This window comes from Methanobrevibacter sp., assembly GCF_045120835.1.
In the GTDB taxonomy this organism is placed as follows: domain Archaea; phylum Methanobacteriota; class Methanobacteria; order Methanobacteriales; family Methanobacteriaceae; genus Methanocatella.
Map to the genome: position 1 here is coordinate 11206 of NZ_JBGVFE010000043.1, position 25648 is coordinate 36853.

A 25648-nucleotide genomic window follows, 5' to 3' on the forward strand; every position below is an offset into this window, starting at 1 on the left:
AAAAAAGAGAATTTGAAAAAAAATAAAAAAGTATAGAGATTAATGAAAATCTCTATTTTTTAACTTTTACAATGGTTTTAGCAGATTTGCCGCCGTAGGTAATTTTAGCTGCGTATTTTTTACCCTTTTTAAGTTTTTTGATTACTTTTTTCTTAAGGGTAAGTTTGGCTACACCTTTCTTGTTGGTTTTTGCCTTATAGGTTTTCTTGTTAAATTTAAATTTAACTACTTTACCTTTAGCCTTTTTACCGTTGATTTTTAAGGATGCTTTTAAAACCAATTTTTTAGCAGACTTCTTGATTTTGATAGTCTTTTTAGCTTTTAAAACGATTTTATCCTTAACAGGTGCTGGGATCTCCTTAACAGTAACTTTTACTGTTACATTAGTAGTGTTGAGTGAGACCACAACATCATATTTACCGACAGGCAAGTTCAAATCAAAGCTGACCTTACCATTTGCATCAGTAGTTGCATTTAAGGTCTTGCCAGCAATGGTTGCGGTAACTGTCTGATTAGCTAAAATCTTACCGTCACTGTCAACTACAGTTACATCTAACTTTTCAGGTCCGTTGACGAATTTTTCAACATCACTGGCATTAATGACGATGCCGATTATTTTAACGTCCAAATCAACAGCCTGAACCAAATAGACCTCATCGAAATAACAGACTTTTGCAGTGTAGTTTCCTGCAGCCAGACCTGTAACATTCACGATAGTTTTAGTGCCGGTAATAGGAGCGGTAAATCTTTTGCCGTCAACAACAACAGTTACGTTATTTTTTAAATAGTCCGGAGAGGTAACTTCAACAACAAGAACCTGGCCAACATAGACTGGAGAAGTGGTTGCTGAAATGTTTGCAACGATTCTGGTCAAGTTGACTTGCTGGTTGTCGACACTTGCATTAATGAATATGTTGTCTGAACTTGTCTGTAAAGGAATGACAACATTGTTTGAGATTGTGCCTTTGTTGACTTTCAAAGTAACATTTACGCCATCAACAGCAAATTCCCTTGGATATGCTGCTCCATCATAATCGGTTACGTTTTCACCGTCAAATGATTTGAAGGCTATAATTGCATTACCCTCTTCGGTAGTGTTGACTGTTAAAATCAACCAGGTGTCAGGGTGAGTTACAGTGCTGCCCACAGTGTATGTAGGTTGTGAGTTATCTCCCCACCAGTTATTGTTAAATGTAATATTGGAATCTGCGGTTTTTGTAACTTTGAAGGTGTCATCAATAATGTATGAATTTTTAACTTCAAGATTACCTGATGAAGTAATTCTGCTTGTAGTTGCAAAATTAGTCATGTTTTCAAATACACAACCGTCAAATACCTGGTCTCCATTTACACCTGCTATTACACTATATACATTATAGAATTTAGTGTTGTATACCCTTAAAAATTCAGGAGATTTATAAGCAGTGTTCCAACCGATAGTAGGAGTGATAGCTCCAGAATTTGCATATTGAGAGTTATAAGATTTTGAATATCCGTCAATTGTAGAGTTGATGATTATTAAACGTTCACCAGCTACACCAACTACGAAATAAGGATTGTTAGCCCAGGTCTGACCGGTTCCAATTATTTCTTGACAGGTTTTACCTGATCTGAAAATTGTTGAATTGACTATGGTAACGTTACCTTTAGCACCAACTGCAACTGAGTCACCGCTCATACCGTTTACACGCAATGAATCCTGAACAATACTGTTATAGAAGAATAATTCACCAGCGGAATAGATGGTTGAACCCCATTTAGCATGGTTTCCAATGAATATGGAATTGTCCACATATAAAGTTCCTTCACTGTTTATTGCACCACCATAATTGGAATCGCCGTTGTTGAAGAAGTAAGAATTGAGTACTGTCAATTTTCCTTGAGATAGAATTGCTCCACCACTATTTCCGTGACATGCAATGAACTCAACACCATCCACTAATAATTCAGTACCGCTTTCGGTGATAATTGCTGATGTACCGATAGCCCTGCTTGGCATGTAATTAGTAGACATATTGACAAGAGTCATATTGTACAATTTAATAGATCCGCCCATACCAGTTAAAAGTTTCATGAACCAGTTTTTATTTTCACCATCAATAATGGTTTTATTCTTGCCTTGACCAATGATGGAAATATCCAATGAAGAGAATGTGGTTATATTAGTATTTCCTGCACCAGCATAAGTACCTTCTAAAACATTAATATATATTACTTGGGATTTGGTATAACCAAAAGCCAATGCTGCATCAATAGTTTTGAATGGTTTATCCAAACTGCCGTCAGCGGTTGAATCATTACCTTTTGCATCTGAAACATATAAAGTTACATTATCCTCTAAATTATTTAAAGAGACTTTAACGGTACCATTGATCATTTTGGTATCATCCACTGCATTATTCCAAATACCTGACAATACATAGTTGCCGTCTTTAAATCCTAAGTAACTGAATTCGGCACGGCCATTGACAAGGTCACTTTCGCCTATGCGTGAATCACCTAAATAAAAAGTGATTTTACCTCCACCAATAACTGCTCCGGATTTGTGAGTTACATCAGCTGAAACAGTATCATACAATTCTTTTGTAGTTAAATCATTGAATGTTACAGTCATGTCAGGCAATACGGTGATGAAAGAACTTGTCGAAGTTGATGGAGCTATGAAAATATCCTTACCGTTAGTTGCGTTATTATTTTTGAATGTGACATCGGTTAATGTTAATTCATACAAGGTCACATCCTTTGAATGTGTAGGATTATAGATTGCACCACCGTTAGCACCGGCAACATTGTCTTCAAACAGACAGTTAATCAATTGTCCGCCATAAAGGGCTATTGCACCACCGTTGCCGGTAGCTGTGTTGTTGATGAATTTTGCATCCTTAATAATCAAGGTTGGATCTCCATTATTACTTGTGGAATAGAATCTTGCTACACCATAATCCCCTTCAGCATGGTTGTTTTTGAATGTATCGTTAATGGAAACTATACTGCGTCCACTCACAGACATTACACCGCCATCATCCCTTGTGGCCTTGTTGTTTTCATAAGTGTTGTTTATACTTCTGAAATTACCTTGAACATAAAATACTCCTCCACCAGAGTAACCGGTACATGTCATATTGATGAATTTGGAGTTCTCGACAATGATTTCATCATCACTTGATACGGTAGCCAGCCATATATTACCAGTTCCGGCGGATGTGAAGTTTTCAAAGTGAGAGTCATATATTTCCCCATTATATATCATCAATTGTTCAGAGTTGGTCCAGCGTACATTTCTAAATACCACCTGGGAAGGACTATTTTGTGCATAAAGTCTTTTAACATTATTCACAATACAGTTTTCAAATGTGGCATAACGAACCTTGAAAGAGTTGGTGCCGGCCAAATCCTTAATTGTTAAATTCTTTAACAATACCTGTGTATACTGATCGGAAGTTAAAAATACGTTTTTATTATTACCGCTGATTACTGTACCTTCTTTGGATTCACCAACCAAAGATATTTTTGCAACCTGACTGTAAGATAAATCATAATCTCCTGTTTCATTATATACTCCGTTTAAAAGATGAACGGTCACATCAACTGATTTGTCAAGACCATAATCTAGTGCATGTTTAATTGTTTTAAATGGATTGGCAACTGAACCGTTACCGCTTTCATCATTTCCATCTGGGGAAATCCATAAGTCCATTGGATTATGATCAAAATTAACAGTTAACTTTCCAGGTTCAACAGTATTTTCGAAAGGATTAGCACTACCATCTGATGAAGTAAAACCATCAATAGCATATTCTCCATTGTCAAATAAGCCTTTAACGGTTAAAGTAGCAATACCATTGGTTGTTGTTGCATATCCATACTGTTTACCATTGATACAGAAGTAAACCCTTGCATATCTAGCAGTGTTGCCCATATCATCAGTCACATTTGCGGTCAACACAAATTGAGTGCCGTCTGCATTAACATCACTGAATTTAACATGAGCATTGAAATTGGTGTTGATGTAGATAAGACCGTTATCTGCAGCACAGTCTATGAACCTGTTGTTTTTTATGTAGGAATTCTGGATGAATAAAATTCCATACTCCCCATCATGAGTACAGTTAATGAAAGTATTGCCGGTTAAATTACCAATATTTTTACCATTATTATATCTTACACCTAAAATAGGATATTTTGAAATCGGCATGTTTTTGAATATATTGTTTCTAATAATGGAGATACCATTTTCCATATCAACAGAAGCACCATATGCCCATGAAGAACTTACTGTTGAATTTTCAAATTCATTGCCGATAAGAGTCAACAAATAATTCTCTCTTGAAAAATAAACATCAGCACCATTGTATGCCTTATTATTTGAGAATTTGGAATTTAAAATTGTCAAATTGTTATTTCCACTCTGATAAACAGTACCGTAGTCGCTTGCTTCACAATTGCTGAATTGACAGGTGTCAATTGTTAAAAAACCAGCATTGGAAATAGCAGAACCGCTGTTGCCTTTACCATGGACAAAAGTAATGTTGACCAGTGACACGACAGCATCAGCACTGATTGATTTGAAAATCGGCGCTTCATAATTTGCATCGATTATAGTTTTACCGATACCCTTACCGATTATAGTTAAACTGCCTCCATTTTCATTGTGAGCCAAACCAATACTTAAATCAGTATTGTTCTCACCAACAAATGTTCCCTCACCTAAATAAATAACTGTTTTTTGAGATGCGTTTGTCTCTGAAATAGCTTTATTTATTGTAGCATAAGGGCTTTTTTGACTTCCATCTGAAGAATCAGATCCTGCAGTGTCAACATAGATTGACTTTGAGGAATCATCAGAAGAAAGTGAATCAGAATTAGAATCTAACTGTATTGTTTCATGACCTGCATCAGCATCTGCGTGTGATACATCATCCATTAAATCATCCTGTGCACTGACTGCACCAAATGACAAGATAGCCAACAAAACAATAGTTAAAATCATTATTTTACTAATCTTCAAGTTGTATCTACCCCTTTTTAATAATTATAATAAACTTACAATGTATTCAAATTTAATTGAATACATAAAAATTATATTTATGTAAAATAATATTTAAAATTTATCAATGATAATTTATGAATGTTAAAGATTAGTAAAAATAGGGAAAGTAAAAAAAGGAAACTATTCTTTTTTGGCAGTCAAGTCTTCATTGTAAAAACGGTAAAAGTCAGCGCAGAAATCACAAATCGGAAACTGGCCGTTACGATAATAACCAAGGTCTGCCTTGTTCATGTCAAATTTTTTACCGCAGATAAAGCAGGTTTCTATTTTTTCTTCTGACATGCTAAAACCTTAAAAAAAAAGAAAATGGTTAGGTTAAATGAATTTAACCTATATTGTATTTTTGCAGGAGTAAAATCTCTTCGGTAGAGACTTTTCCACCTTGTTTGAATTTTTCGAAGATTTCTTGAGCTCTCTGTTTTTCTTCACGGTTTTTGTTGGAACCAGAAGATCCTTTGTTATCGGATTTTCTGCGTTTAGGTTTGTTGGAACCTAACTTCTTGTTGATAACATGGATGTCACTTAAGATTTCTTTAAATTCTTCATGTTTAGCGGATGCATTTCTGCGTGCTTCAATGAAGTTTTTATGTGCTTCATCAGCAGCAGTTCTAATGTCATCAGTTTTTCTGAAGTATTTAAGCATTTCTTCATGAGCCGCTTGAGCTTTTTCGGAAAGTTCAATGACTTTTTCATGTTCCTCTTCGGACTTTTTCCTTAACTCGTCAGCTTCAGCTTTAACACTTTCGTCTTCATGAATTTCCATTAATTGTTTTCTTAAGTCGTTAGCATTTTTAACGAGCTGATTTTCTTTTTTGATATCGAGAACACGAGTTTCAATGATTTTGTCAATCTTTTTAATCTCGTTTTCGATTTTTACTTTGTTGCGTTTACCGGAATTCCATTCAAGACTTTTGATTTTATTGTTTGCATCGTTACGAGCTTTTTTAGCAGCTTCAACTTCTTTGTTGATTTCATTACGCTCGTTTCTGTACTCAATAGCTTTGTTTAAGTTTTCTTTTAAGGATGCATTCAATTCATCTCTGATTTTGCGTTGTTCCCTTGCTGTTTTGTTGAATTCTTCTCTTTCTTCAGCAACTTTGGCGATTTCAGCTTCTTTTTCATCTTTTTGTTTTCTTACACCTTCAATGGTGTCTGCGAGAACAAATTCAGGTTTTTCTTCTTCAGCTTCTTCAGCAGCATCTTCAGCTTCATCTTCCTCAGCAGCTTCTTCAACTTCAGCCTCTTCTGCTTCTTCTTCCTCAGCAGCTTCTTCAGTTTCAGCTTCATCTTCAACAGCTTCAGCATCTTGAACTTCTTCTTCAGCTACGTCTTCAGCTTCTTGAGCTTCTACTTCTTCAACAGTCTCTTCTTCAGCATCATCAGTGGTTAATTGATCAATAATTTCACATAAGACTTTGCACAAGTCTTTTTCTTCTACTACAATATCAGCAATTTCTTTAACGGAATCTTTTGCATTGAATGCAATTCCGCAGCCTGCTGATTCAATCATGGAAATGTCATTTGCGCCATCTCCAACAGCAACTACTTCATCCAAAGTAATTCCTGCTTCTTCGACATGGTCTTTTAAGACATCCAGTTTGGAACCGGATACTAATGGACCAGTCACTTCGCCAGTTAATTTACCATCTTCGACTGTGAAACTATTAGTATAAACTGTGTCAACTCCAAGTTTATCAGTTACTTTATCAGCCACTACATCAAAACTACCACTAATGATAGCTACATCTACACCTTTATCTTTTAGACATTTGATGGTTTTGCAAGCTCCAGGCATTAATGGGAGATCATCAGCAACTTTCTCGATGTCTTCAATTGAAGTTCCTTCAAGAAGTTGAACTCTATCCTTAATAGAAGTTTCAAAGTCAATTTCACCTTGCATAGCTTTTTCAGTGATTTCAGCTATGTCGTCTTCAACATTTGCTAATTTTCCTATCTCATCTATCGCTTCACCATCAATAATAACGTTATCTAAGTCAAATACTACAAGTTTAATCAATAATACCACCAATTATATTAAATCTAGCTCACTTAATCTATCGTAAGCTCTTTCGACGCCTAATTTAGCGTCACTTTTGGTTTTAGCGCCGGTACAAACTACCTTACCAGAACCAAATAATAACAGTACCACTTTAGGGTCGGATAATCTGTATACTAAACCAGGGAACTGTTCAGGTTCGTATTCAGTATCTTCCAATTCCAAAGCGACCGCTTCTAAGTTTAGTGTGGATTCCAAATTCGCAGAAGCCACAATGTTTTGAATTTTAATATCAAACTCATGAGGAATTTCAGTATCGATAGTCCTCATTAAATCTACAGTTTTCTTGATTGCCAATTTGGAATCATCTATAGATTTCGCTCCAGTACAAACAAGCTTACCAGAGCTAAAGATTAATGCTGCTGTTTTAGGATCTTTAAGTTTAAAAACTAATCCCGGAAACTGTTCACGATTAAAATTAACCCCTTCTAAAGCTTCGGATACTTCAGTTAAGACGATATCCTTACCAATGCTTGCAGAAGCAACAATGTTTTCAATTTTAATTTCAACATCGGTCAATTTAAAACCTCCAATTCGTTTTTAAAAGTAGTAAGTAAAATTTAAGAAAACAAAAAATTAGTTAAATTTTTACTAATTAAATATATTATTTAAATAGTATATAAAGGTAGTGATTATTTGAAAATTTATGAAAAATTTTAAAAAAATTAAAAATATTAAATTTTTGAAATGGGAAACCCTTTATAAATAAAAATGAAAATCTTGTATTGAAATAAGTTATTTATAAACTTTACTACATTTCAGTATTATTTCACTAAAAATAGATAAGTAGATTTGCTTATTAAGGCAATGAAGAAAAGTTCAAAATAATGTTGTTCTCACTTTGTTAAATTGCTCCAAATGTGTAAAATTGACTTTAAATTAAACTTAAAACCTATATAGAATAGATTACAAAGAACCAAACAACACCACAATGTGAAATTAATCAATATCAAAAGTGTGATTTATATGAGTAAATTAAACGAACTTGCATATTTTTTAAATTCAATGAAAGAAACCTTGCCATTTAACGACGAAAAGGATTTCAGTGAAAAAATAGTCAGGGATAAAGCTCAAGGATTTAATAAGGTTTTTTGAAACATTTGAAATTTCAACAAATAGACTGTTCATTTTAGCAACATTGGATTATTTCAGATTGGTTTTAAGCAAGAAGTTTCAGATGACGAAACAAAAATAAATTATATGAATATGCTGAAACTATAGAAGAAGAATACTTTAAAAATGATTTATCCCCTAATGAATTAAAAAATATGGACATGAGCATTTTAAAAAATAAATTTGAGTTATTGCAGAACTATGTGAGCGATAAACTCAAAATAATGCCAAGATTGGATGAAGATACAGACTTATCAATTTTCTTTGGCTGATAATGTGAAATAATTGCATTGCAGGATTTAGATATATATAACAACTAACACCAACAAAAGTTAAACTGATTACCATGATAGAAGTTGAAGTCAAAGCTAGAATCGATAGCTTTAAGGAAATGGAAGAAAAACTAGAAAAGCTTGGCGCAGTCAAAAGCAAAAGGGAATTTCAGGAGGACATCTATTTTGCAAGCCCGATCGTTGATTTTGCAAAGACAGATGAGGCCTTGAGGATAAGAACCACAGACAACAACACTTTCATAACCTATAAGGGCCCCAAACTCAACGACAAGGCAAAAACAAGAAAGGAAGTTGAAATGGCCATTGAAAGTGCACAAAAAGCTAAAGACATATTTGAGGAAGTGGGTTTCAGAGCCGCAAGAACCGTCAGGAAAAACCGACAGTACTACACCTATGAAAATTTTGAAATCTCACTTGATGACGTTGAAGGCTTGAATCCATATATGGAAATAGAAATTGCTTTAGATGACAGCCAGGATTACAGCACCGCCCAGGATAAAATTTTCAAACTTTTTGAAAGATTGGGGATTACAGACGGTTTTGAGAGAACTTCCTATATGGAACTTTTAGAAAACTTAAATAATGACTAAATGTTAATATTATATATTAAATTAACGAAGTGATATTTTGCAATATTTTATTAGTCATTATAACAAAGAATCTGAATTGAAATTTCCAGATGATTTAATAATATATGATACAACCCTAAGGGACGGAGAGCAGACCCCTGAGGTTTGTTTTAGCCTTAACGACAAATTAGAGATAGCAAGAAAGTTGGATCAGTTTAAAATCCATCAGATTGAAGCCGGATTTCCGATTGTTTCACAAAGGGAAAGGGAATCTGTAAAAACAATAGCAGGCGAAGGATTTGACGCTGACATCATAGCCCTTACAAGAACAAAACCGGAAGACATTGATGCCGCTCTTGACTGTGACGTTGATGGTATCATAACTTTTGTTGGAACATCAGATATCCATCTCGACCACAAGATGCACATTACAAGACAGGACGCAATCAACCTGTGTGAAACCGCAGTCGATTACGCCAAAGACCATGGTTTGTATGTTGCATTTTCAGCAGAAGACGCTACAAGAACAGATATTGAGTTTTTAAAGAGAATCTACTCAAAAGCTGAAGAGTGTGGAGCGGACAGGGTTCACATTGCAGACACCACAGGTGCAATCACACCCCAAGGAATTGACTATATGGTTCGTGAACTCGTAAAGGACATTGATGTAAACATTGCCCTTCACTGCCACAATGACTTCGGCCTTGCCGTGATCAACTCCATAACAGGTGTCCTGGCAGGGGCCAAGGGAATCTCAACCACTGTCAATGGTATCGGTGAGAGGGCAGGTAACGCATCACTTGAAGAGCTTATCATGGCCATAAAAATCCTATACGGGAAGGACTATGGATTCAAGACAAAATACATTACCGAACTGTCAAATCTCGTCTCAAAAGCCAGCGGACTTCCTATTCCATACAACAAGCCCGTTGTCGGAAACAACGTATTCAGACACGAATCAGGAATCCATGTTGATGCGGTCATCGAAGAGCCTTTATGCTATGAGCCTTACGTTCCCGAGCTTGTGGGCCAGAAACGTCAACTGGTGCTCGGAAAGCATTCAGGCTGCAGAGCTGTTAGAGCCAAATTGAACGAATGTGAACTTGACGTGAGCGATGATGAGCTAATTGAAATCGTAAGGCAAGTTAAAAAACAAAGAGAAGAAGGAAAATACATTAACGATAGGGTTTTCAAGGAAATCGTTAAGAATACTAAAAAATAGGCAAGATTATGAACATTACTGAAAAGATATTATCCGCAAAGGCAGGCCATGAGGTAAGTCCAGGAGAGATTATAGAAATCCCAGTCGACCTTGCAATGTCCCATGACGGAACAAGCCCGCCTGCAATCAAGACATTTGAAAAGATAACCGACAAGGTGTGGGATCCTGAAAGGATAGCCATTATCTTCGACCATAACGTTCCTGCAAACACCATAGGATCTGCTGAATTTCAGAAGGTATGCCGCCAGTTTATCGAAAAGCAGAATATCACTAAAAACTTCATTCACGGCGAAGGAATCTGCCATCAGGTAGTGCCTGAAATGGGTCTTGTGGAACCCGGCATGGTTGTTGTCGGTGCCGATTCACATACATGTACCTATGGTGCCTTCGGAGCATTTTCAACAGGCATGGGTGCAACTGACCTTGCAATGGTTTGGGCAACCGGAAAGACATGGTTTATGGTGCCTGAAGCAATTAGGATGAACGTTACCGGACAGCTGAATGAATACATTGCACCAAAGGACATCATCTTAAACATTATCGGAAGCATAGGAATCGCCGGTGCAACCTACAAGACCGCCGAATTCTGCGGCGAGACAATAGAGAAGATGGGCGTTGAAGGCAGAGCAACAATGTGCAATATGGCAATTGAAATGGGTGCAAAGAATGGCATAATGGAACCGAATAAGGAAGTCATCGATTATATCGCAAAAAGAACAAACAAAAGCCCTTCACAGCTGAACATAGTAAAATCAGATGAGGATGCGGTTTATCAAAAGGAGCTTGACTTTGACATCAGCGATCTGGAGCCTCAAATCGCCTGTCCGAATGACGTTGACAATGTCAAGGACATCTCAAAGATTGAAGGCACATCAGTCGACCAGTGCCTGATCGGGTCATGTACCAACGGCAGGCTGTCTGATTTGAAGGATGCCGCCAAAATACTGAAAGGCAGAAAAATCGACGACAGCATCAGACTATTAATCTTACCTGCTTCCAGGGAAATCTACAAGCAGGCCATTCATCTGGGATACATCGATACCTTCATTGACGCCGGAGCGATCATCTGCAATCCCGGCTGCGGACCTTGTCTTGGAGGGCATATGGGAGTTCTCTCAGAAGGGGAATCCTGCATTTCCACTACAAACCGTAACTTTAAGGGCAGGATGGGAGATCCCAAATCCGAAGTATACTTATCCAACTCCAAGGTCGTTGCGGCCTCCGCACTGACCGGAGTCCTTACAAATCCTAAAGACATATAGGTGTAAAAAATATGACCATTGATAAAAACGAAGCAAACAGAAGTCTAATTGATAAAATCAACAAATTAGAAGAGGAAAACGATGAGGAATTTTCACATGCTCAAAAAATTCTTCTGACAACAGACGGGTCCGTTACAGCCATTTTGGATGTGCTTTTCGGCAAAATTTCCCTCACAACCATCGAACAGCATTTTGATGTTGCAGACAAGGAGCATGCAGAACTGCTAAACATCAATGAGGGTGAGGAAATCAATTTCAGGGAAGTAATAATGCACAGGAACGGAAAACCTTTGATATATGCCATATCACATATTCCATTAGGAAGATGCTCAAAGGACATCTGTGCGGATTTGGTAAGGGCAGACATACCGATCGGCAGAATCCTAAAAAATTACAGTATCGAATCCCGTCGTGAAATCAAAAACATCTGGATTGAAAAGCCTAATGCCCTTCTAAAGGAGATTTTCAAGACAGATGAGGATATGCTCGCAAGGGATTATGTCATAATCAACAATGACGAAATACTCATGTGGATTAAAGAGGTATTTCCAATATCTCATTTCAGGTGATTGGATGGGTGTCAAGCTTAAGGATATTGTGGAACCGGAAACAATAGGCTTTAAGGATCTGGAAGGAAGAGTGGTTTCAATAGATGCATTCAATACCCTTTATCAGTTCCTATCAACAATCAGACAGCGGGATGGAAGGCCTTTGACTGATGAAAACGGCAACATAACCTCACACTTAAGCGGAATCCTATACAGGAACTCCTCAATGATTGAAAAGGACATAAAGCCAATCTATATCTTTGACGGCAAGGCGCCTGAACTTAAAAGTGAAACACAGGCAAAAAGGAGAGAAGTCAGGGATGAAGCCGAACAGATTTACAAGGAGGCACTGGCTGAAGGAGACACGGAAAAGGCCCGCAAATTTGCAATGAGGTCATCCAAGCTATCTCCCGAAATCATAGAGTCATCAAAAAAGCTTCTTACATATATGGGAATACCTTATGTTGAGGCCAAGGGAGAAGGTGAAGCTCAGGCCGCATATCTTGTTGCAAACGGTGATGCCTATGCTGTCGCATCACAGGACTATGACTGTCTTCTGTTCGGTGCAAAAAGGGTTGTCAGAAACCTTGCAGTTTCATCAAACCTTGGAAACCTTGAATACTACCAGCTGGACCGGGTCCTCAAGCAGTTGGACATCACAAGAGAACAGCTGGTTGACATGGGAATCCTAATTGGAACCGACTTTTGTGAAGGACTCAAGGGAATCGGCGCTAAAACAGCTCTTAAATTAGCTCACAACGGCAAACTTAAGGAAAAAATAGATGAGCTTCAAAGCCAGTCAAGCCATGACCTCGGTGAAGTTCGCGATATATTCCTGAAGCATAACGTGAATACCGATTATAAAATCAAATGGGAAAAGCCTCAGCCGGATAAAATAATCGAATTTTTAAGCTATCAGCATGGATTCTCAGAAGAGCGTGTAGCTAAAGCATCAGACAAGCTAAAAAATCTGAATTCATCCCAAGGCAGTCTTGACGCCTGGTTTTAGTATAATATAACATGCATTATGCATTAGTTTATATACTACTTATAATAATATATTTAAATGGATTCAAAATATTGGATACACAAAATACAATCTACCACCACACACCCCAGATTGTATTAAAACACTTTAAGATAGCGAATGTCAAGGGGACAAGGAAGGCTATTACTTTATTCAATATATTCATAGAATCCCAGGTGTTGATGGTTTCTCACCACCACAAAACCCAGAAGCCATCAATATCTAATAAGGCGGAAAATCTTCGCCGAAAACTTTTTTTGCATATTCCATTGCCAGGAACACCTGCTCTTTGTATCTTATCATCATTTCACTTTCGAAATGCTTTCGTGAAGGGGATATCAAAATCAGCTTAAGCAGGTCTTCATAAGTTCTGCAGGCAAGGCCCTTATCAAAATCGTACTTTTCAATGATTTCCGGAGTCAATTTTTCAAAGCATGGAATTTCCAATGTCTTGCAGACGGTATCGGTTGTAAAATAAGTCATTCGAATTAAAGGAGATACAGACGAAACAAGCACATGATTTCCAAGTTTAATCAATGGAGGAATTCCGGTTTGCCTATACCTTTCCATTGAAGTCAGCCTTTCATAGTTTTTCAGATTGTAGCAGTGCAGTTCAGTGTAGAAATCAGGCCTTAACTCCTCAATCAAATCAAGAATCTTCAAGCCCAACGGAGACTCATAATATTCCTTCCTGATTGTGGAGATATAAGGAGTTTTATCAAAATTATAAAAATAGAACTGTCCGGGCGACAGATCCTCCTGATTAATCCCTTTAATGAATTCAAGAGATGTTACGCCCTCATTTCCATGGACTCCCCCAATGAAGAGTTTGGTAGGTCCACTTCCATTATCGACATAGCGAAAATAAGACATAAAAAAAAGTATTAGAAGGAATTTATGTTCCTTCCTGCCAATTGGCCATATAGGCTTTTTGCTTATCGGTTAATGAGTCGATTTCAATTCCCATAGCTTTCAGTTTCATGCTTGCTACGGTGTAGTCGATTTCATCAGGAGCCTTGGTTACGCCAACAGGCAAATCGTTTTCAAGAATGTGTTTAGCTGACAGCGCCTGTACGGCAAAGCTCATGTCCATGATTTCAGCAGGGTGGCCCTGTCCTCGTGCTGCAGAAAGGTTTACCAAACGACCGTCTGCCAACAGGTAGATTTTGCGACCGTCTTTTGTGGTGAATTCCTCAATACTTTCGCGCACTTCCTTAACACCAGTTGAAATGGCCTCCAAATCAGGACGGTTGATTTCAACATTGAAGTGTCCGGAATTTGCAAGCATACATCCGTCCTTCATGTATTTGAAGTCATCACCGCAGATGATGTCTGCATTTCCGGTTACAGTTATGATTAAGTCAGCTTGTTTTACCGCTTCCCTGATGGTCATTACGCGGTATCCGTCCATACGTGCTTCCAAAGCACGGATAGGATCAACTTCAGTTACTATTACATCAGCACCTAAACCTGCTGCTCTAAGCGCAAGTCCTCTTCCACACCATCCGTAACCGCAGACAACAACAGTCTTTCCTGCAATTACCATGTTAGTTGTTCCCATGATTGCATCGAAACTTGACTGTCCGGTACCGTAACGGTTGTCGAACAGGTATTTTGTGTAAGCGTCATTAACGGCAATTACAGGGAATTTCAATGCTCCGTCAGCGTGCATTGCCTGAAGTCTGTGCACACCGGTTGTGGTTTCTTCACATGCTCCTTTGATATGTTTTAGGAGCTCTGTTCTTTCATTGTGAAGAACCATAATCATGTCCGCTCCATCGTCGATGATTATGTCAGGCTTGTGATCAAGAACCATGTTAATGGTTTGGTAATATTCCTCATCGTCCTGTTCTCTCCAACCGTAAACGTTAAGGCCCAAATCAGCCGCTCCTGCAACTGCATCGTCGTGAGTGGAAAGCGGATTGCATCCGGTCATCGCCACTTCAGCCCCACCTGCCATCAAAGTCAAACCTAAATTGATGGTTTTAGGTTCCAAATGCAAGCAGGACCCGATAGTTATTCCTTTGAACGGTTGAGTTTCCAGATAATCTTGTTTGATGTGTTCCAAAACAGGCATGTGTTTTTGAACCCATTCTATTTTTCTTACACCTTCAGGTGCAAGTGACATGTCTTTTACTTTACTCATAATATCATCAAGTTAAAAATTGTTAATGTTATTTTTTTGAACTTAGCAGTTATTAAATATAACTTTTTTAGACTTGAAAAAAAATATTTTGACAAAAATTGAAACAACCTCAAAAAAACCCTAAAAAACAAAAACTTTAAATGTAATGATAAAAATACATATATTTGTTAGATGCCGGGGTGGCTCAGCTGGTTAGAGCGCACGGCTCATAGGGTAATAAAGCAGTGCTCTAGCTTATTCCTGGGATACCGTGAGATCGCGGGTTCGAATCCCGCCCCCGGCATCCTAAATCCCAGGAATATTTCCATCTAAATACTATTTTTTTAAGGCAATTTATACAAATCATAACAATTTTATACTTTTTTTAACAAATTAGCATTTGAGGATTTGAAATGATATACAACACACTTGGAAAAAGCAATCTCAAGGTTTCAAGACTGGGTTTTGGGACAATGAGACTTCCAACAAAAGCTAATAATGCTGATATTGATGAGGCCGAAGCGTCAAAAATGCTTACATACGGAATTGAAAACGGAATCAACATAATCGATACCGCATATCCATACCATAGCGTAGGATTGGACGGCGACGGAAACAGCGAAAAATTTCTAGGAAGCTTTCTTAGTGAAAACGGCCTGAGAGATGAGATAATCCTGCAGACAAAATCGCCTTCATGGCTGATGGAAAAGCACTCTGACTTTGAACATTATCTTGACATACAGCTCAGCAAACTTCAAACAGACTACATTGACGTTTATCTGCTCCACTCCATGACCGTCCCCGACTGGAACAGAGTCAATTCACTGGATGTCCTGGATTTTCTTGATGACTGTCTGGCTTCAGGCAAGATAAGACATGTCGGATTTTCATCACATATTGAGGTTGACTATCTCATTGAAATACTTGACGAATATCCAAAATGGGAAGTTGTCATGACCCAGATGAACTATCTGGATGAATACTATCAGTCCGGAGTCATGGGCCTTGAGTATCTAAAGCAGATCAATGTGGGAAGCATGATAATGGAACCCCTAAGAGGCGGAAGGCTTGTTCAAAACATTCCCGACAAGGTGCAGAAGCTGTGGGACATGGCCGAAACCAAAAGAACACCAGTCGAGTGGGCCCTCCAATACCTGTGGAACCGTGACGATGTTGATTGTGTTTTCAGCGGCATGACAAGCTTTGAACAGGTCAGGCAAAATATAGAAATAGCTTCAAGACAAGACATCATTTCAGAAAATGACCAAGAGCTGATACGGGAAGTAGCAAGAACCTACAGAACCTTTCTGGGCAATAGGTGTACCCGCTGCGGGTATTGCATGCCGTGCCCTCATGGAGTTGACATCATCAACTGTCTGACCGAATACAACATTGCACACATGATGCAGAACCCCAAAGCCAGCGCCATGCAATATTTCTCATTGATTGATGAGGATGCAAGGGCTGAAAACTGTGTTGACTGTGGAGAATGCATACCATTTTGTACACAAACTCTGAATATTCCTGAAGAGCTTGAAAAGGTATACGAATACTTCGGAGACGAATTTGACCACTTTTAATCGGAATCCCAAATGGAATTTAAACATTGGGTCAAATTACCTATTCTTTTTTTATACATATTGAACAAAAATATATCAATTCTTGAAATCATTAAAACAATTTTCAGTAAAAAAAAATAAAACTTACACATAACTATACTAAAAATCATATATTAAAGTTTATATACTACAAAAAGGAAATATATTTTCAATAGGAAAATGTTTTCCGACTATAAAATATTGGAGCCATGAAGATGAGTGATATTCCAGAAGAAAAGATTCAAGCTGTAGCAGAAAAAATGAGAGAGGACAACATCAAGTTCATCCGTTTGCAATTTGTTGACATTAACGGTACCGTAAAAACTATTGTCATTCCATTTAACGGAGAAGACATGAGTGAACTATTTAATGAAGGAATGCTGTTTGACGGATCATCCATTGCAGGATTTGTTGGAATCAATGAAAGTGACCTTGTATTGAAACCTGACATCAATACATATTCAAGGCTTTCATGGAGACCTGAAGAATCCGCAACATGCAGATTCATTTGTGACGTATGGACCGCAGACCATGAACCGTTTTTAGGCGATCCAAGAGGAGTGCTTAAAAAATCCCTTGCAAAACTTGCAGATATGGGCCTTCAATACAACATAGGACCAGAACCGGAATTCTTCATTGTCGATATTGATGAAAACGGATATCCGATGCCATACGATAACGCAGGATACTTTGATGTGGAACCTTTGGACAAGGGCCCTGATTTTAGAAGAGAGCTAACTCTAAACCTGGAAGACCTTGACTTTGAAGTGGAAGCATCTCACCACGAAGTGGCACCGGGTCAAAACGAAATCGCATTCAAATTCAAGGACGCTCTCAAGACTGCCGATGCAGTAATCACATTCAAACAGGCAATCAAGGCTATCGTAGACAATATGGCTACCTTTGACCAGATGGATTACAGGGTAACATTCATGCCAAAACCGTTCTTTGGCGTGAGCGGAAGTGGAATGCACTGTCACCAGTCAGTATTCAAGGGAGATAAAAACCTTTTCTCAGATCCGGATTCAGAAACCGGCCTTTCAAGTGATGCGCTTCACTTTATGGGAGGATTACTCAAACACGCTCCAGCAGTAACAGCCATTACAAATCCTATCGTCAACTCATACAAACGTCTGGTGCCAGGTTACGAAGCTCCAGTATACATGGCATATGGTTTTAGAAACAGGTCTGCCCTAATCAGAGTTCCGGCAGCACGCGGAAAGGCAACCCGTATCGAATACAGGTCCCCAGACCCTGCATGTAACCCATACCTTGCATTTACAGTAATGTTAGAAGCAGGTATTGACGGTATTGTAAACAAAATCGACCCTGGAGAACCTGTTGAAGCCGACATTTACAGCATGAGCGAGGAAGAGCGTGAAGCTGCAGGAATTGAAGTGTTACCTACCAGCTTATGGGAAGCTTACCATTCCCTTGAAAAGGACCCGCTGATATTGAATGCCCTTGGACCTCATGTCAGCGAAAAGTTCCTCGAGCTTAAATATCAGGAATGGGACGAATATCGTGTTCAGGTATTTGGATACGAACAAAGAAAGTATTTAGATATTTAAATCTAAATATTTATTTTTTATTTTTATATGGGGCTTTTCATGTCAGAATCAGAATCCCGAATCATTGAAATTCTAAGAATACTTGCAAAACAGGAAAAACCTATAGGATCCAAACTAATAGCTGATGAGTTAAAGGAGAAAGGTTTTAACTTGGGTGAGCGTGCAGTAAGATACCATATGCAGATTTTAGATGAAAAGGGATATACCGAAAGAAAGGGATATTCAGGAAGAGTAATTACTGATTTGGGTCTTGAAAAGCTTGAAAAGGGATTGATATATGACCAGGTGGATTTCATTTATTCAAAATTTGAAGAAATGATTTATTTAACTGACTTCCTATATATGGAGCAAATAGGAAATGTAGTTGTGAATACCTCAACTGTTTATAATGAAGAATCGATCAATATAATGAAAGAAATTTTTAAAAGTGGTCTTTGTGTTAGTCCTTACGTTAATTTAAATGAAGATAAAAACACCGGTGAAATCGAAGTCACTACAATTTGCGGAACAACAATCGATGGAGTGCTCCTGAACAACGGAATTGCATCCCAGCCTCAATATGGAGGGCTCTTAAAAATTGAAAACAACCATCCAATGAACTTCACTGAAATCATATCCTACAAAAAGACTTCAGTTACCCCGCTGGACGCATTTTCAAATTCAAAGCTAACATCCGTTTTGGATGTGATTACAAAAGGCACCGGATTGATTCCCGCAAACTTCAGACTGATTCCGGGAATTGCAAAGGAAAAAACTCTCAGCATCATAAATCAGCTGGAAAACATTGGAATTGGAGGAGTAATCGGAATATCTAAAGAGGGCCAGGACCTATTGGGTCTGCCGGTTCCTGATGGAATGGTTGGAATAGCCATAGTTGGAGGAATAACTCCTTTTTGTGCAATAAAAGAATTGGGAGAAGATATTGACATTAAACTGGCTGAAGAGATAAGGAATTTCAACACATTGTCTCCAATCACTGAAATTATTGACTCCCCCCTAAAGACTCCATCAGTTGAAAAACAACCGAAATTACCATTTTTACTTTCAAAATCATGGAATCTGATACAGCAGGTCAATTTTGATGTTGAAAAACAGAAGGGAGAAATAATTGCCAATGTATCCTATGTCAACAGGGACAAATTAGATTCCGCATTATCAATTATGGAAGACGCCTACAATAACAATCCAAAATACATCAATCCATTCTACAAACTGATTCCACATCCGGACAACGATGAAAAAGTGGGCATTGCCACAACATGCAGCTTGAGTATCGATGGAATATTGATAAACAATGGAATAATGAGCAATCCGAAATTCAGTGGATTGCTGGAATTGACAGAACCGCCATTATTCATTGACCTGATTTCATACAATGGGACAACACTGGATCCCCACAAAATCTTTTTATCAAAGAACATGACTTCAATTACCGGAAACAAGCCGAATAAAATATTGGCAAGCGTAAAGGAAATTCCATATGTATCAAGGGACAGGGCAGTGCATCTGTTGGATATCTTAAATAACATAGGATTTTCCATCTATAAAATTGGAAAACCTAGAGAACTGGTATATAATTCAAAGGTCGACAACTATAACTTTGGTGTCATCACTGGTGGTGGGCTTAACTCAATTGGTGCTGTAAAAGAAAGCGGAATAGATATTGAAGTAAAGGCCATTGAAAAACTAATTCCTTTTGAAAAAATGGAAAGGCTGTAATCAGATTACAGTTACTTCCGCATCTTCGCCATTTTTAGGATAGTGAACAAATTCTATTATGTCCTCCTGAACCTCATATACATCTATTTCTACAGTGGCTCCCAGGTCACTTTCATCAAGGGACACCAGCAATTTGAATCCCGGTTCGCCAAAGTATTCGGAAAAATCAACGTTCAGGACTTCACCTTCAGCAAAAATTCTGTTATATGAAATTTCCAGTTTATCATGAATTTTTACATTTTCTTTCAAGTAATTCACTGCTTGTTCGGTAGTTAACTTTAATTCTTTCATGATAATCAACTCCTATATAACAATATGTTTCATAACATATAAATGTTTGTATTCATACGAACAAAAAAAATTTCAATAAAAAAAGAGAATCTAAAGAATCTCGATTACAAGTTCTTTATCATCATGAATATGCCTCATTTCAATTAAATCCTCACCGATCTCATTGAAATCGACTTCAATACATTGATTTAATATTTCACCGGTTAACTGCAAACCAACTCTGAGACCTTCTCCAGTCATTTCATCCTCTTCGGTAATGCCTAAAACTTCACCTGGAGCAAAAATTCTGCTGTAGGATATTTCCAAAATGTCTCTAACCTGAACATTGTTCCTGACATATTCAATTGCATCATCTAAGGTCATTTCAACTTCTTCTATCATTTTACCACAACTTAAAAAAAAGAAAAAAGAGAGAGGAATTATAAATTCCTGTATTCTCTGATTGAAGTATATTCGTCGTCTAATTCGCCGTAAGTAGCTAATTTTTCTTTGTTAGCTTCAGCACCTAAGTAAAGGTTACCTTTACCGTTGAGACCAATATCTCCAGTGTATTTAATGTATTTACCTGGGAAAGTGATACCGTCCACTTCAGGATCAACTACGATACCATCCAATACGAATCCTTCGAGTAATCTTCCGAGGAATCCGTGGATAATGATGTTACCGTTTTTCATTTGTCCACCAGGCCAACGGTTTACGTCACCGTCAATTTCGATAATACCTTTGGTCATGTGGATACCTGCTAAAATATCACAGTTACCTTTAACGTGGATTTTACCACCGGTTAAACATTCACCACATTGTTTTCCGGCATTACCTCCGACAACGATTTCACCACCGGTCATACCTCTCCATTCACCAATGTATGAAGCACCAGTGAATTCTTTGGTATTTCCTTCAATTTCAAGGTATCCGCCAGACATTTCTCTTCCAGCGTGAGCTGCTGCGTTACCTTTAACGAGAATGGAACCACCAGACATTTCTGCACCAACGTGTAAATCTACACTGCTGTTACATACGATGTTTCCACCGCTCATTTTACAACCGATGTATTTTACTCTGTTTAAATCACCGTTTAAAATCATTTCAACTTCATCAGGTCCGTTAGCTTCTCCTTCTACAGTTATATTGAAGAAGTCAGTGATTGGGAATCTTGAATTTCCAATTGGAACTTGATATTTTGCGAAATCAGCTTCGGTCCATGAATAAATTTCATCAGGAATTAATTCATCGAATTCCAAAGCGATTGAAGAAGTTTTTATTTGATCAAATGTAATTGTTTTCACAATAATCACCCCTATTTACCATCAACGTCTACTCTAATTGGGTTGGATACGTAGTGGTCGTGTACTGGGTAGTTTTCCCATTTGACTGAGTAGTATTGGGTGAAGAACGGCATAATGTTGTCGATAACTTTTTGCTCGTTTTGTTCCCATCCTTTTACGTTAACCCAAACGTTTTGGCTTTCTTTAACTTTAACAATTTCTTTGTCTTTCACTAAGATTTGACCATCTTTAATTGTGTATTGAGCAACATCGAAACCTTTTTCGATATCAGCAGCTTGTCTGGATGGATCAATTTCATTAGGATTTATGTCGTATACTGCAATGTCAGCTCTGTATCCAGGAGTAAGTGCACCTCTGTCGGTGAATCCGTAGATTTTAGCAGGGCCAGCTCTTGTAATAGTTGCAATATCGTAGAAATCGTATTCTCTGTCAAGAGTTGCAAGAGTGGTTCTTTTTTCTGCCCATTTGTGTACTTCTCTGTTTTCAATCATTTCCATTCTTCTTTGGTTACTCATCAACCAGGAAATGATTCTAGGATATCTGGTGAACGGACCTGCGTTAGGGTGGTCAGTTGTTAAACATACTTGCCATGGGTTTTTAATGCTTAAGAACAATTCTAAACCGATAGCCCATTGTAATGTGTTAACAGGGTTTTTACCTGAGTAAATACATGGAATGATACCTGCTGCGGTTTCACATTCAATATCTTTGTTGGTCCATTTGAGACCGGATAATTTGAATAAGTCGTATTCCATAGGAGCATCTGCAGTCATTGTAGTGGTTTCATCCAAAGTGACCTGACCTACGTCACAGGTAATGTGATCGTGTTTGTTAATGTAGTCAGCGAGCTCAGGAGCTGCAGATCCAGCGTCTTTCCAACTGTTACCAGTGTATGAGTGGAACTGCAAGTGAGTAACGTGCATGGTTTGGTTTCTGATTTCAGCTGCGCCGGAACCTTTTTTAATGTCTTTAACAGAATCCATGGTTTCGAGAGTGGTAGTGTAGTTACCAGGGTGTCCTAAATCGTTAGGATGAATGTGAATAGAGTGAGGTAAGTTTAACATTTCGTTTGCTTTTGCTAAAGCGATAACTACTTCTTTGGAGGTTACATCAAAGTATGGTGCTTTGTCATTGTAACCGTGTACGTTCATACCCCATCCCCATGCTTCACTTCCACATGGGTTTACGATTTTGATTCCGTAACCTTTGGATATTTTTAACCATGCAGCTACGAATGCTGCGATGTCTTCAATATTGTTATCTTTTGCATATTCCATTACGAACCAGTTGTTACCGAATAATGGTAAAGCTGGAATATCTAATTGTGGAATAGTTGCGATTTCTTCGTGAGTGTGTTTTGCTTCAAGAGGAGGCATAGCTGCTTCTACAACAGTACCGTAACCTAATCTTGAGTATCTGTAACCGGTTGCAGGACAACTTGGAATGGAGAATCCAGATTCTGATCTTAATACTTTGGTTTTTTGAGTAACACCTCTTCTGGAATCTTCAGGTCTGTATAATCTTCCTACTACTAATTTAGGACCTGCAACGTGTGCGTGAGGGTCAACACCTGCTGGCATGACTATTTTATCGGTAACGTCTAATACTTTAGCATCTGCAGATACGTTATCTACAATGATACCGTCTTTGAACATAACGTCCATCTTTTCCCCATTTACTTCATTGGCTGGGTCGTAGACAATACCGTTTTTAAGAATATATTCCATTATATCACCTTTATAGTGCGTTTGGATTTGGCACATATTTTGGAGCTACGTTTGGCTCTTCTCTGAGTTTCATTACTCTTTCTTTCAATTCACGGACAATCCATTCGTCGTCACGACAGGTTTCTGGTTTGTCGATTGCTTTTTTCATGTAGATAGGAACACCATCCATACGGTAACTGGTACCGGCACATTCAACAGCAATGAATGAACCTGGCAATACTACATCAGCGAGTTCGGTTGATGGACCCCAGTGAATATCGATTTGAATAACAGGAATGTTAGCTAAGTGTTGGTTTGCTCCGTTAGGGAAGTGAGCACCAGGGTCAGCTGCAATAACCATGAAACAGTCTGGTTCTTTTCTGGTTAATAAATCGATAGTGTTGGTTTCTCCTAACATATATCTAGGGTAACCTCTACAGTAGTCAACACCGAAAGCAAATCCACATTCGAATGCCATGAAAATGTTGAATCCGTTTACGTTAAAGTGACCTCTCATTGGAGTAAGACCCCATTTACTGTATTTGTTTAGGTCCTGTACCATTTTAATTGCAATATCAATGTTTCTTTGTTTTGATAATGTGTGGGTTAAACCTAAACCGAAGAAGAGAACACCGAATTCTGCGTTTTTCATCTCTTCAGCTAATTCGTAAATGTCTTCTTTAGGAATACCGGAAATTACGTCTTGGTATAATTCTTTTCCTCTGAGAACTGCTCTAATAGCATTGTAGAAACCGTAGTCCCCGTTTTGTTCAAATCCGATCCATTTGTCTGAACATTTAGCGGTATCGGAGAATTTAGGGTCCATGGTAATAACAGTTCTGTCGAATCTTCCTCTTTGTCTGAAATATCCTCTACAGAACACAGCATATCTTGCCATGTGTCTTGGGTGAGAGTTCATAGCGTTACTTCCAGAGTAGGCAACAACGTCTGCTCTGTTTTGAACTTCTCCTAAGGTTTGAATAGGGTAACCTGCGTTTTGCACAGCTTGCAGAGAAGGTCCGTGACAGATAGTAGCTTGGTTATCTAATACTGCACCGATGTATTCACCTAATGCTACTCCTTCTTTCATACATTCAGTGGAAGTTTCTGACCAACCGTAGAATACTGGTCTGATGGAATTAGCAATGTATTCAGCAGCTTTGTCTAAAGCGGTATCCCAGTCTACTTCCATAAGTTCTCCGTTTTCATCCCTAATCATTGGAACAATTAATCTTTGGTCCATATCTTCCATGATTTTACTTGCTCCTAATCTGCATGCGTGTCTAACTGCTACAACGTGATTATCTTTTACAAGGTAATCCAAATCGTCACAGTTACAACCACAGAATGCACAGGTACAGTTTTCAACAATGTAATCGTAATCAGTTACAGGTGGTTCATAAGTCATGGTCAATCAACTCCTCCCATTTACGTCCGTGATAAACAGGTCTTTCACCTAAAGATTCCATGTTTTCAACAACATCGTCATCTTCTTCATCAACGTATTTTTTGTATACCCATCTCATTAAGTCAGCCATGAGTAATACTTTTCTGTCGGTTTTTTCGACAGTACATCTGATTCCTTTGTAGGTAGGGTCTGAACAGCAGTAAGTGTCGTGACTTACAATAGTGTTGGCCCATGGTCCTTTACAAATGAATACAGTTCCTTCGTGAGGTGCATCTCTTGATACTGCGCAGTTTACTACTACTTCACCGAAATCGGTTTTTACAAGTACAGTATCCCAGTTGTTTACACCTAATTTTGCCATATCTCTTGGATCCATGTAACAAGTACCTGAAGCGTTTTTGTACTCTTGTTTTAATGTGGATCCTCTTTTTTTACAAGCACCTTGGTAGATGTCAGAACCAGTGTTTAACATACATTTTAAAACATCGGTTGTTCCTTCACCAGTAATTTTTACATCAGGTACTACAGGTTTTTCTAAATAAGTATTAGCATAATGCATAGATTTATCCCCCTATTCTAACCATATAGCATTTACTGGGCAAAACATTTGACATGTTCCACACTCTTCACATTTTTCAGGACTGAAAAGTTTGATGAATCCGTTTTCTACCATCATAATAACTTCTTCAGTCTTTGCACCATTACCACCAGCGTTTTCCGGACTGATGGCAGCATTTACAGGACATGCGATTACACAAATCCCGCATCCTAAACAATTATCTTGATTAACTTTAAGTTCCATCG

The 25648-nt window shown here is 38.1% G+C and carries 22 protein-coding genes and 1 tRNA gene; 10 read left to right on the forward strand and 13 right to left on the reverse strand.

Annotated elements, in window-relative coordinates:
* Nucleotides 1-52: 52 nt before the first annotated feature.
* The 4 genes from ACJMLO_RS04710 to ACJMLO_RS04725 all read right to left on the reverse strand — a co-directional run bounded on the left by ACJMLO_RS04710 (nucleotide 53) and on the right by ACJMLO_RS04725 (nucleotide 7625).
* Nucleotides 53-5008, reverse strand: a complete 4956-nt coding sequence (locus tag ACJMLO_RS04710; protein WP_405294410.1) for a hypothetical protein — start codon at nucleotides 5006-5008, stop codon at nucleotides 53-55.
* 162 nt (nucleotides 5009-5170) lie between these two features.
* On the reverse strand, nucleotides 5171-5332 hold the full coding sequence (locus tag ACJMLO_RS04715; RefSeq protein WP_405294412.1) for a hypothetical protein: 162 nt from the start codon (nucleotides 5330-5332) through the stop codon (nucleotides 5171-5173).
* Between the two features lie 43 nt (nucleotides 5333-5375).
* Entirely contained in the window at nucleotides 5376-7067 is a 1692-nt protein-coding gene (gene serB, locus ACJMLO_RS04720; protein ID WP_405294414.1) for a phosphoserine phosphatase SerB, read from the reverse strand.
* Nucleotides 7068-7079: 12 nt separating this feature from the next.
* A complete protein-coding gene (locus tag ACJMLO_RS04725; RefSeq protein ID WP_405294416.1) occupies nucleotides 7080-7625 on the reverse strand; it encodes a TATA-box-binding protein in 546 nt (181 codons plus the stop codon).
* A 447-nt stretch (nucleotides 7626-8072) separates the two neighbouring features.
* On the opposite strand from ACJMLO_RS04725, the gene ACJMLO_RS04730 reads away from it, so the two are divergent.
* From ACJMLO_RS04730 to fen, 6 genes are all read left to right on the forward strand, one after another.
* Nucleotides 8073-8201 (forward strand): hypothetical protein, encoded by a 129-nt coding sequence (locus ACJMLO_RS04730; RefSeq protein ID WP_405294418.1) that lies wholly within the window; start codon nucleotides 8073-8075, stop codon nucleotides 8199-8201.
* A 364-nt stretch (nucleotides 8202-8565) separates the two neighbouring features.
* The gene (cyaB, locus tag ACJMLO_RS04735) at nucleotides 8566-9102 is read left to right on the forward strand and encodes a class IV adenylate cyclase (RefSeq protein ID WP_405294420.1); all 537 of its coding nucleotides are present in this window, start codon (nucleotides 8566-8568) and stop codon (nucleotides 9100-9102) included.
* Between the two features lie 37 nt (nucleotides 9103-9139).
* Nucleotides 9140-10303: a homocitrate synthase family protein gene (locus ACJMLO_RS04740; RefSeq protein WP_405294422.1), complete on the forward strand. Its 1164-nt coding sequence runs from the start codon at nucleotides 9140-9142 to the stop codon at nucleotides 10301-10303.
* Nucleotides 10304-10311: 8 nt separating this feature from the next.
* Nucleotides 10312-11565: a homoaconitase large subunit gene (hacA, locus tag ACJMLO_RS04745; RefSeq protein ID WP_405294424.1), complete on the forward strand. Its 1254-nt coding sequence runs from the start codon at nucleotides 10312-10314 to the stop codon at nucleotides 11563-11565.
* 11 nt (nucleotides 11566-11576) lie between these two features.
* On the forward strand, nucleotides 11577-12134 hold the full coding sequence (locus ACJMLO_RS04750; RefSeq protein ID WP_405294426.1) for a chorismate--pyruvate lyase family protein: 558 nt from the start codon (nucleotides 11577-11579) through the stop codon (nucleotides 12132-12134).
* A 4-nt stretch (nucleotides 12135-12138) separates the two neighbouring features.
* Complete coding sequence (fen, locus tag ACJMLO_RS04755) at nucleotides 12139-13122, forward strand: flap endonuclease-1 (RefSeq protein WP_405294428.1); 984 nt, start codon at nucleotides 12139-12141, stop codon at nucleotides 13120-13122.
* A 240-nt stretch (nucleotides 13123-13362) separates the two neighbouring features.
* Here fen and ACJMLO_RS04760 read toward each other — a convergent pair whose 3' ends face one another.
* Nucleotides 13363-14013, reverse strand: a complete 651-nt coding sequence (locus tag ACJMLO_RS04760; RefSeq protein ID WP_405294430.1) for a DUF2119 domain-containing protein — start codon at nucleotides 14011-14013, stop codon at nucleotides 13363-13365.
* Nucleotides 14014-14035: 22 nt separating this feature from the next.
* Nucleotides 14036-15286 carry an adenosylhomocysteinase gene (locus ACJMLO_RS04765; RefSeq protein WP_405294432.1) on the reverse strand — a complete coding sequence of 417 codons (1251 nt, stop codon included), beginning with the start codon at nucleotides 15284-15286 and terminating at the stop codon, nucleotides 14036-14038.
* 173 nt (nucleotides 15287-15459) lie between these two features.
* Here ACJMLO_RS04765 and ACJMLO_RS04770 point away from each other — a divergent pair.
* The 4 genes from ACJMLO_RS04770 (at nucleotide 15460) to ACJMLO_RS04785 (ending at nucleotide 20153) form a co-directional block, all read left to right on the forward strand.
* Nucleotides 15460-15569: transfer RNA gene (locus ACJMLO_RS04770), tRNA-Met, on the forward strand.
* Between the two features lie 109 nt (nucleotides 15570-15678).
* A complete protein-coding gene (locus tag ACJMLO_RS04775) occupies nucleotides 15679-16845 on the forward strand; it encodes an aldo/keto reductase (protein ID WP_405294434.1) in 1167 nt (388 codons plus the stop codon).
* Nucleotides 16846-17078: 233 nt separating this feature from the next.
* On the forward strand, nucleotides 17079-18434 hold the full coding sequence (gene glnA, locus ACJMLO_RS04780) for a type I glutamate--ammonia ligase (protein WP_405294436.1): 1356 nt from the start codon (nucleotides 17079-17081) through the stop codon (nucleotides 18432-18434).
* Between the two features lie 39 nt (nucleotides 18435-18473).
* Nucleotides 18474-20153: an NrpR regulatory domain-containing protein gene (locus ACJMLO_RS04785; RefSeq protein WP_405294438.1), complete on the forward strand. Its 1680-nt coding sequence runs from the start codon at nucleotides 18474-18476 to the stop codon at nucleotides 20151-20153.
* Here the strand turns inward: ACJMLO_RS04785 and ACJMLO_RS04790 are convergent, their stop codons facing one another.
* The 7 genes from ACJMLO_RS04790 to ACJMLO_RS04820 form a co-directional block, all read right to left on the reverse strand.
* Nucleotides 20154-20444 (reverse strand): DUF2097 domain-containing protein, encoded by a 291-nt coding sequence (locus tag ACJMLO_RS04790; protein WP_405294440.1) that lies wholly within the window; start codon nucleotides 20442-20444, stop codon nucleotides 20154-20156.
* Nucleotides 20445-20534: 90 nt separating this feature from the next.
* A complete protein-coding gene (locus tag ACJMLO_RS04795; protein WP_405294442.1) occupies nucleotides 20535-20825 on the reverse strand; it encodes a DUF2097 domain-containing protein in 291 nt (96 codons plus the stop codon).
* A 38-nt stretch (nucleotides 20826-20863) separates the two neighbouring features.
* Entirely contained in the window at nucleotides 20864-21739 is an 876-nt protein-coding gene (locus ACJMLO_RS04800; protein WP_405294444.1) for a formylmethanofuran dehydrogenase subunit C, read from the reverse strand.
* A gap of 2 nt (nucleotides 21740-21741) precedes the next feature.
* Complete coding sequence (locus ACJMLO_RS04805) at nucleotides 21742-23460, reverse strand: formylmethanofuran dehydrogenase subunit A (protein ID WP_405294523.1); 1719 nt, start codon at nucleotides 23458-23460, stop codon at nucleotides 21742-21744.
* A gap of 7 nt (nucleotides 23461-23467) precedes the next feature.
* The gene (locus ACJMLO_RS04810) at nucleotides 23468-24844 is read right to left on the reverse strand and encodes a formylmethanofuran dehydrogenase subunit B (protein ID WP_405294446.1); all 1377 of its coding nucleotides are present in this window, start codon (nucleotides 24842-24844) and stop codon (nucleotides 23468-23470) included.
* Nucleotides 24834-25403: a molybdopterin dinucleotide binding domain-containing protein gene (locus ACJMLO_RS04815; protein WP_405294448.1), complete on the reverse strand. Its 570-nt coding sequence runs from the start codon at nucleotides 25401-25403 to the stop codon at nucleotides 24834-24836. The genes ACJMLO_RS04810 and ACJMLO_RS04815 overlap by 11 nt, the downstream gene beginning before the upstream one ends.
* A gap of 12 nt (nucleotides 25404-25415) precedes the next feature.
* Nucleotides 25416-25646 (reverse strand): ferredoxin family protein, encoded by a 231-nt coding sequence (locus tag ACJMLO_RS04820; RefSeq protein ID WP_292743149.1) that lies wholly within the window; start codon nucleotides 25644-25646, stop codon nucleotides 25416-25418.
* Nucleotides 25647-25648 lie beyond the last annotated feature (2 nt).

Coding starts and splice junctions, on each gene's coding strand:
- ACJMLO_RS04715 (WP_405294412.1), bottom strand. CDS start 5,332: ATGTCAGAAGAAAAAATAGAAACCTGCTTTATCTGCGGTAAAAAATTT.
- hacA (WP_405294424.1), top strand. CDS start 10,312: ATGAACATTACTGAAAAGATATTATCCGCAAAGGCAGGCCATGAGGTA.
- ACJMLO_RS04790 (WP_405294440.1), bottom strand. CDS start 20,444: ATGAAAGAATTAAAGTTAACTACCGAACAAGCAGTGAATTACTTGAAA.
- ACJMLO_RS04765 (WP_405294432.1), bottom strand. CDS start 15,286: ATGAGTAAAGTAAAAGACATGTCACTTGCACCTGAAGGTGTAAGAAAA.
- ACJMLO_RS04815 (WP_405294448.1), bottom strand. CDS start 25,403: ATGCATTATGCTAATACTTATTTAGAAAAACCTGTAGTACCTGATGTA.
- fen (WP_405294428.1), top strand. CDS start 12,139: ATGGGTGTCAAGCTTAAGGATATTGTGGAACCGGAAACAATAGGCTTT.
- ACJMLO_RS04820 (WP_292743149.1), bottom strand. CDS start 25,646: ATGGAACTTAAAGTTAATCAAGATAATTGTTTAGGATGCGGGATTTGT.
- ACJMLO_RS04785 (WP_405294438.1), top strand. CDS start 18,474: ATGTCAGAATCAGAATCCCGAATCATTGAAATTCTAAGAATACTTGCA.
- ACJMLO_RS04760 (WP_405294430.1), bottom strand. CDS start 14,013: ATGTCTTATTTTCGCTATGTCGATAATGGAAGTGGACCTACCAAACTC.
- ACJMLO_RS04775 (WP_405294434.1), top strand. CDS start 15,679: ATGATATACAACACACTTGGAAAAAGCAATCTCAAGGTTTCAAGACTG.
- cyaB (WP_405294420.1), top strand. CDS start 8,566: ATGATAGAAGTTGAAGTCAAAGCTAGAATCGATAGCTTTAAGGAAATG.
- ACJMLO_RS04730 (WP_405294418.1), top strand. CDS start 8,073: ATGAGTAAATTAAACGAACTTGCATATTTTTTAAATTCAATGAAAGAA.
- ACJMLO_RS04750 (WP_405294426.1), top strand. CDS start 11,577: ATGACCATTGATAAAAACGAAGCAAACAGAAGTCTAATTGATAAAATC.
- glnA (WP_405294436.1), top strand. CDS start 17,079: ATGAGTGATATTCCAGAAGAAAAGATTCAAGCTGTAGCAGAAAAAATG.
- ACJMLO_RS04795 (WP_405294442.1), bottom strand. CDS start 20,825: ATGATAGAAGAAGTTGAAATGACCTTAGATGATGCAATTGAATATGTC.
- ACJMLO_RS04810 (WP_405294446.1), bottom strand. CDS start 24,844: ATGACTTATGAACCACCTGTAACTGATTACGATTACATTGTTGAAAAC.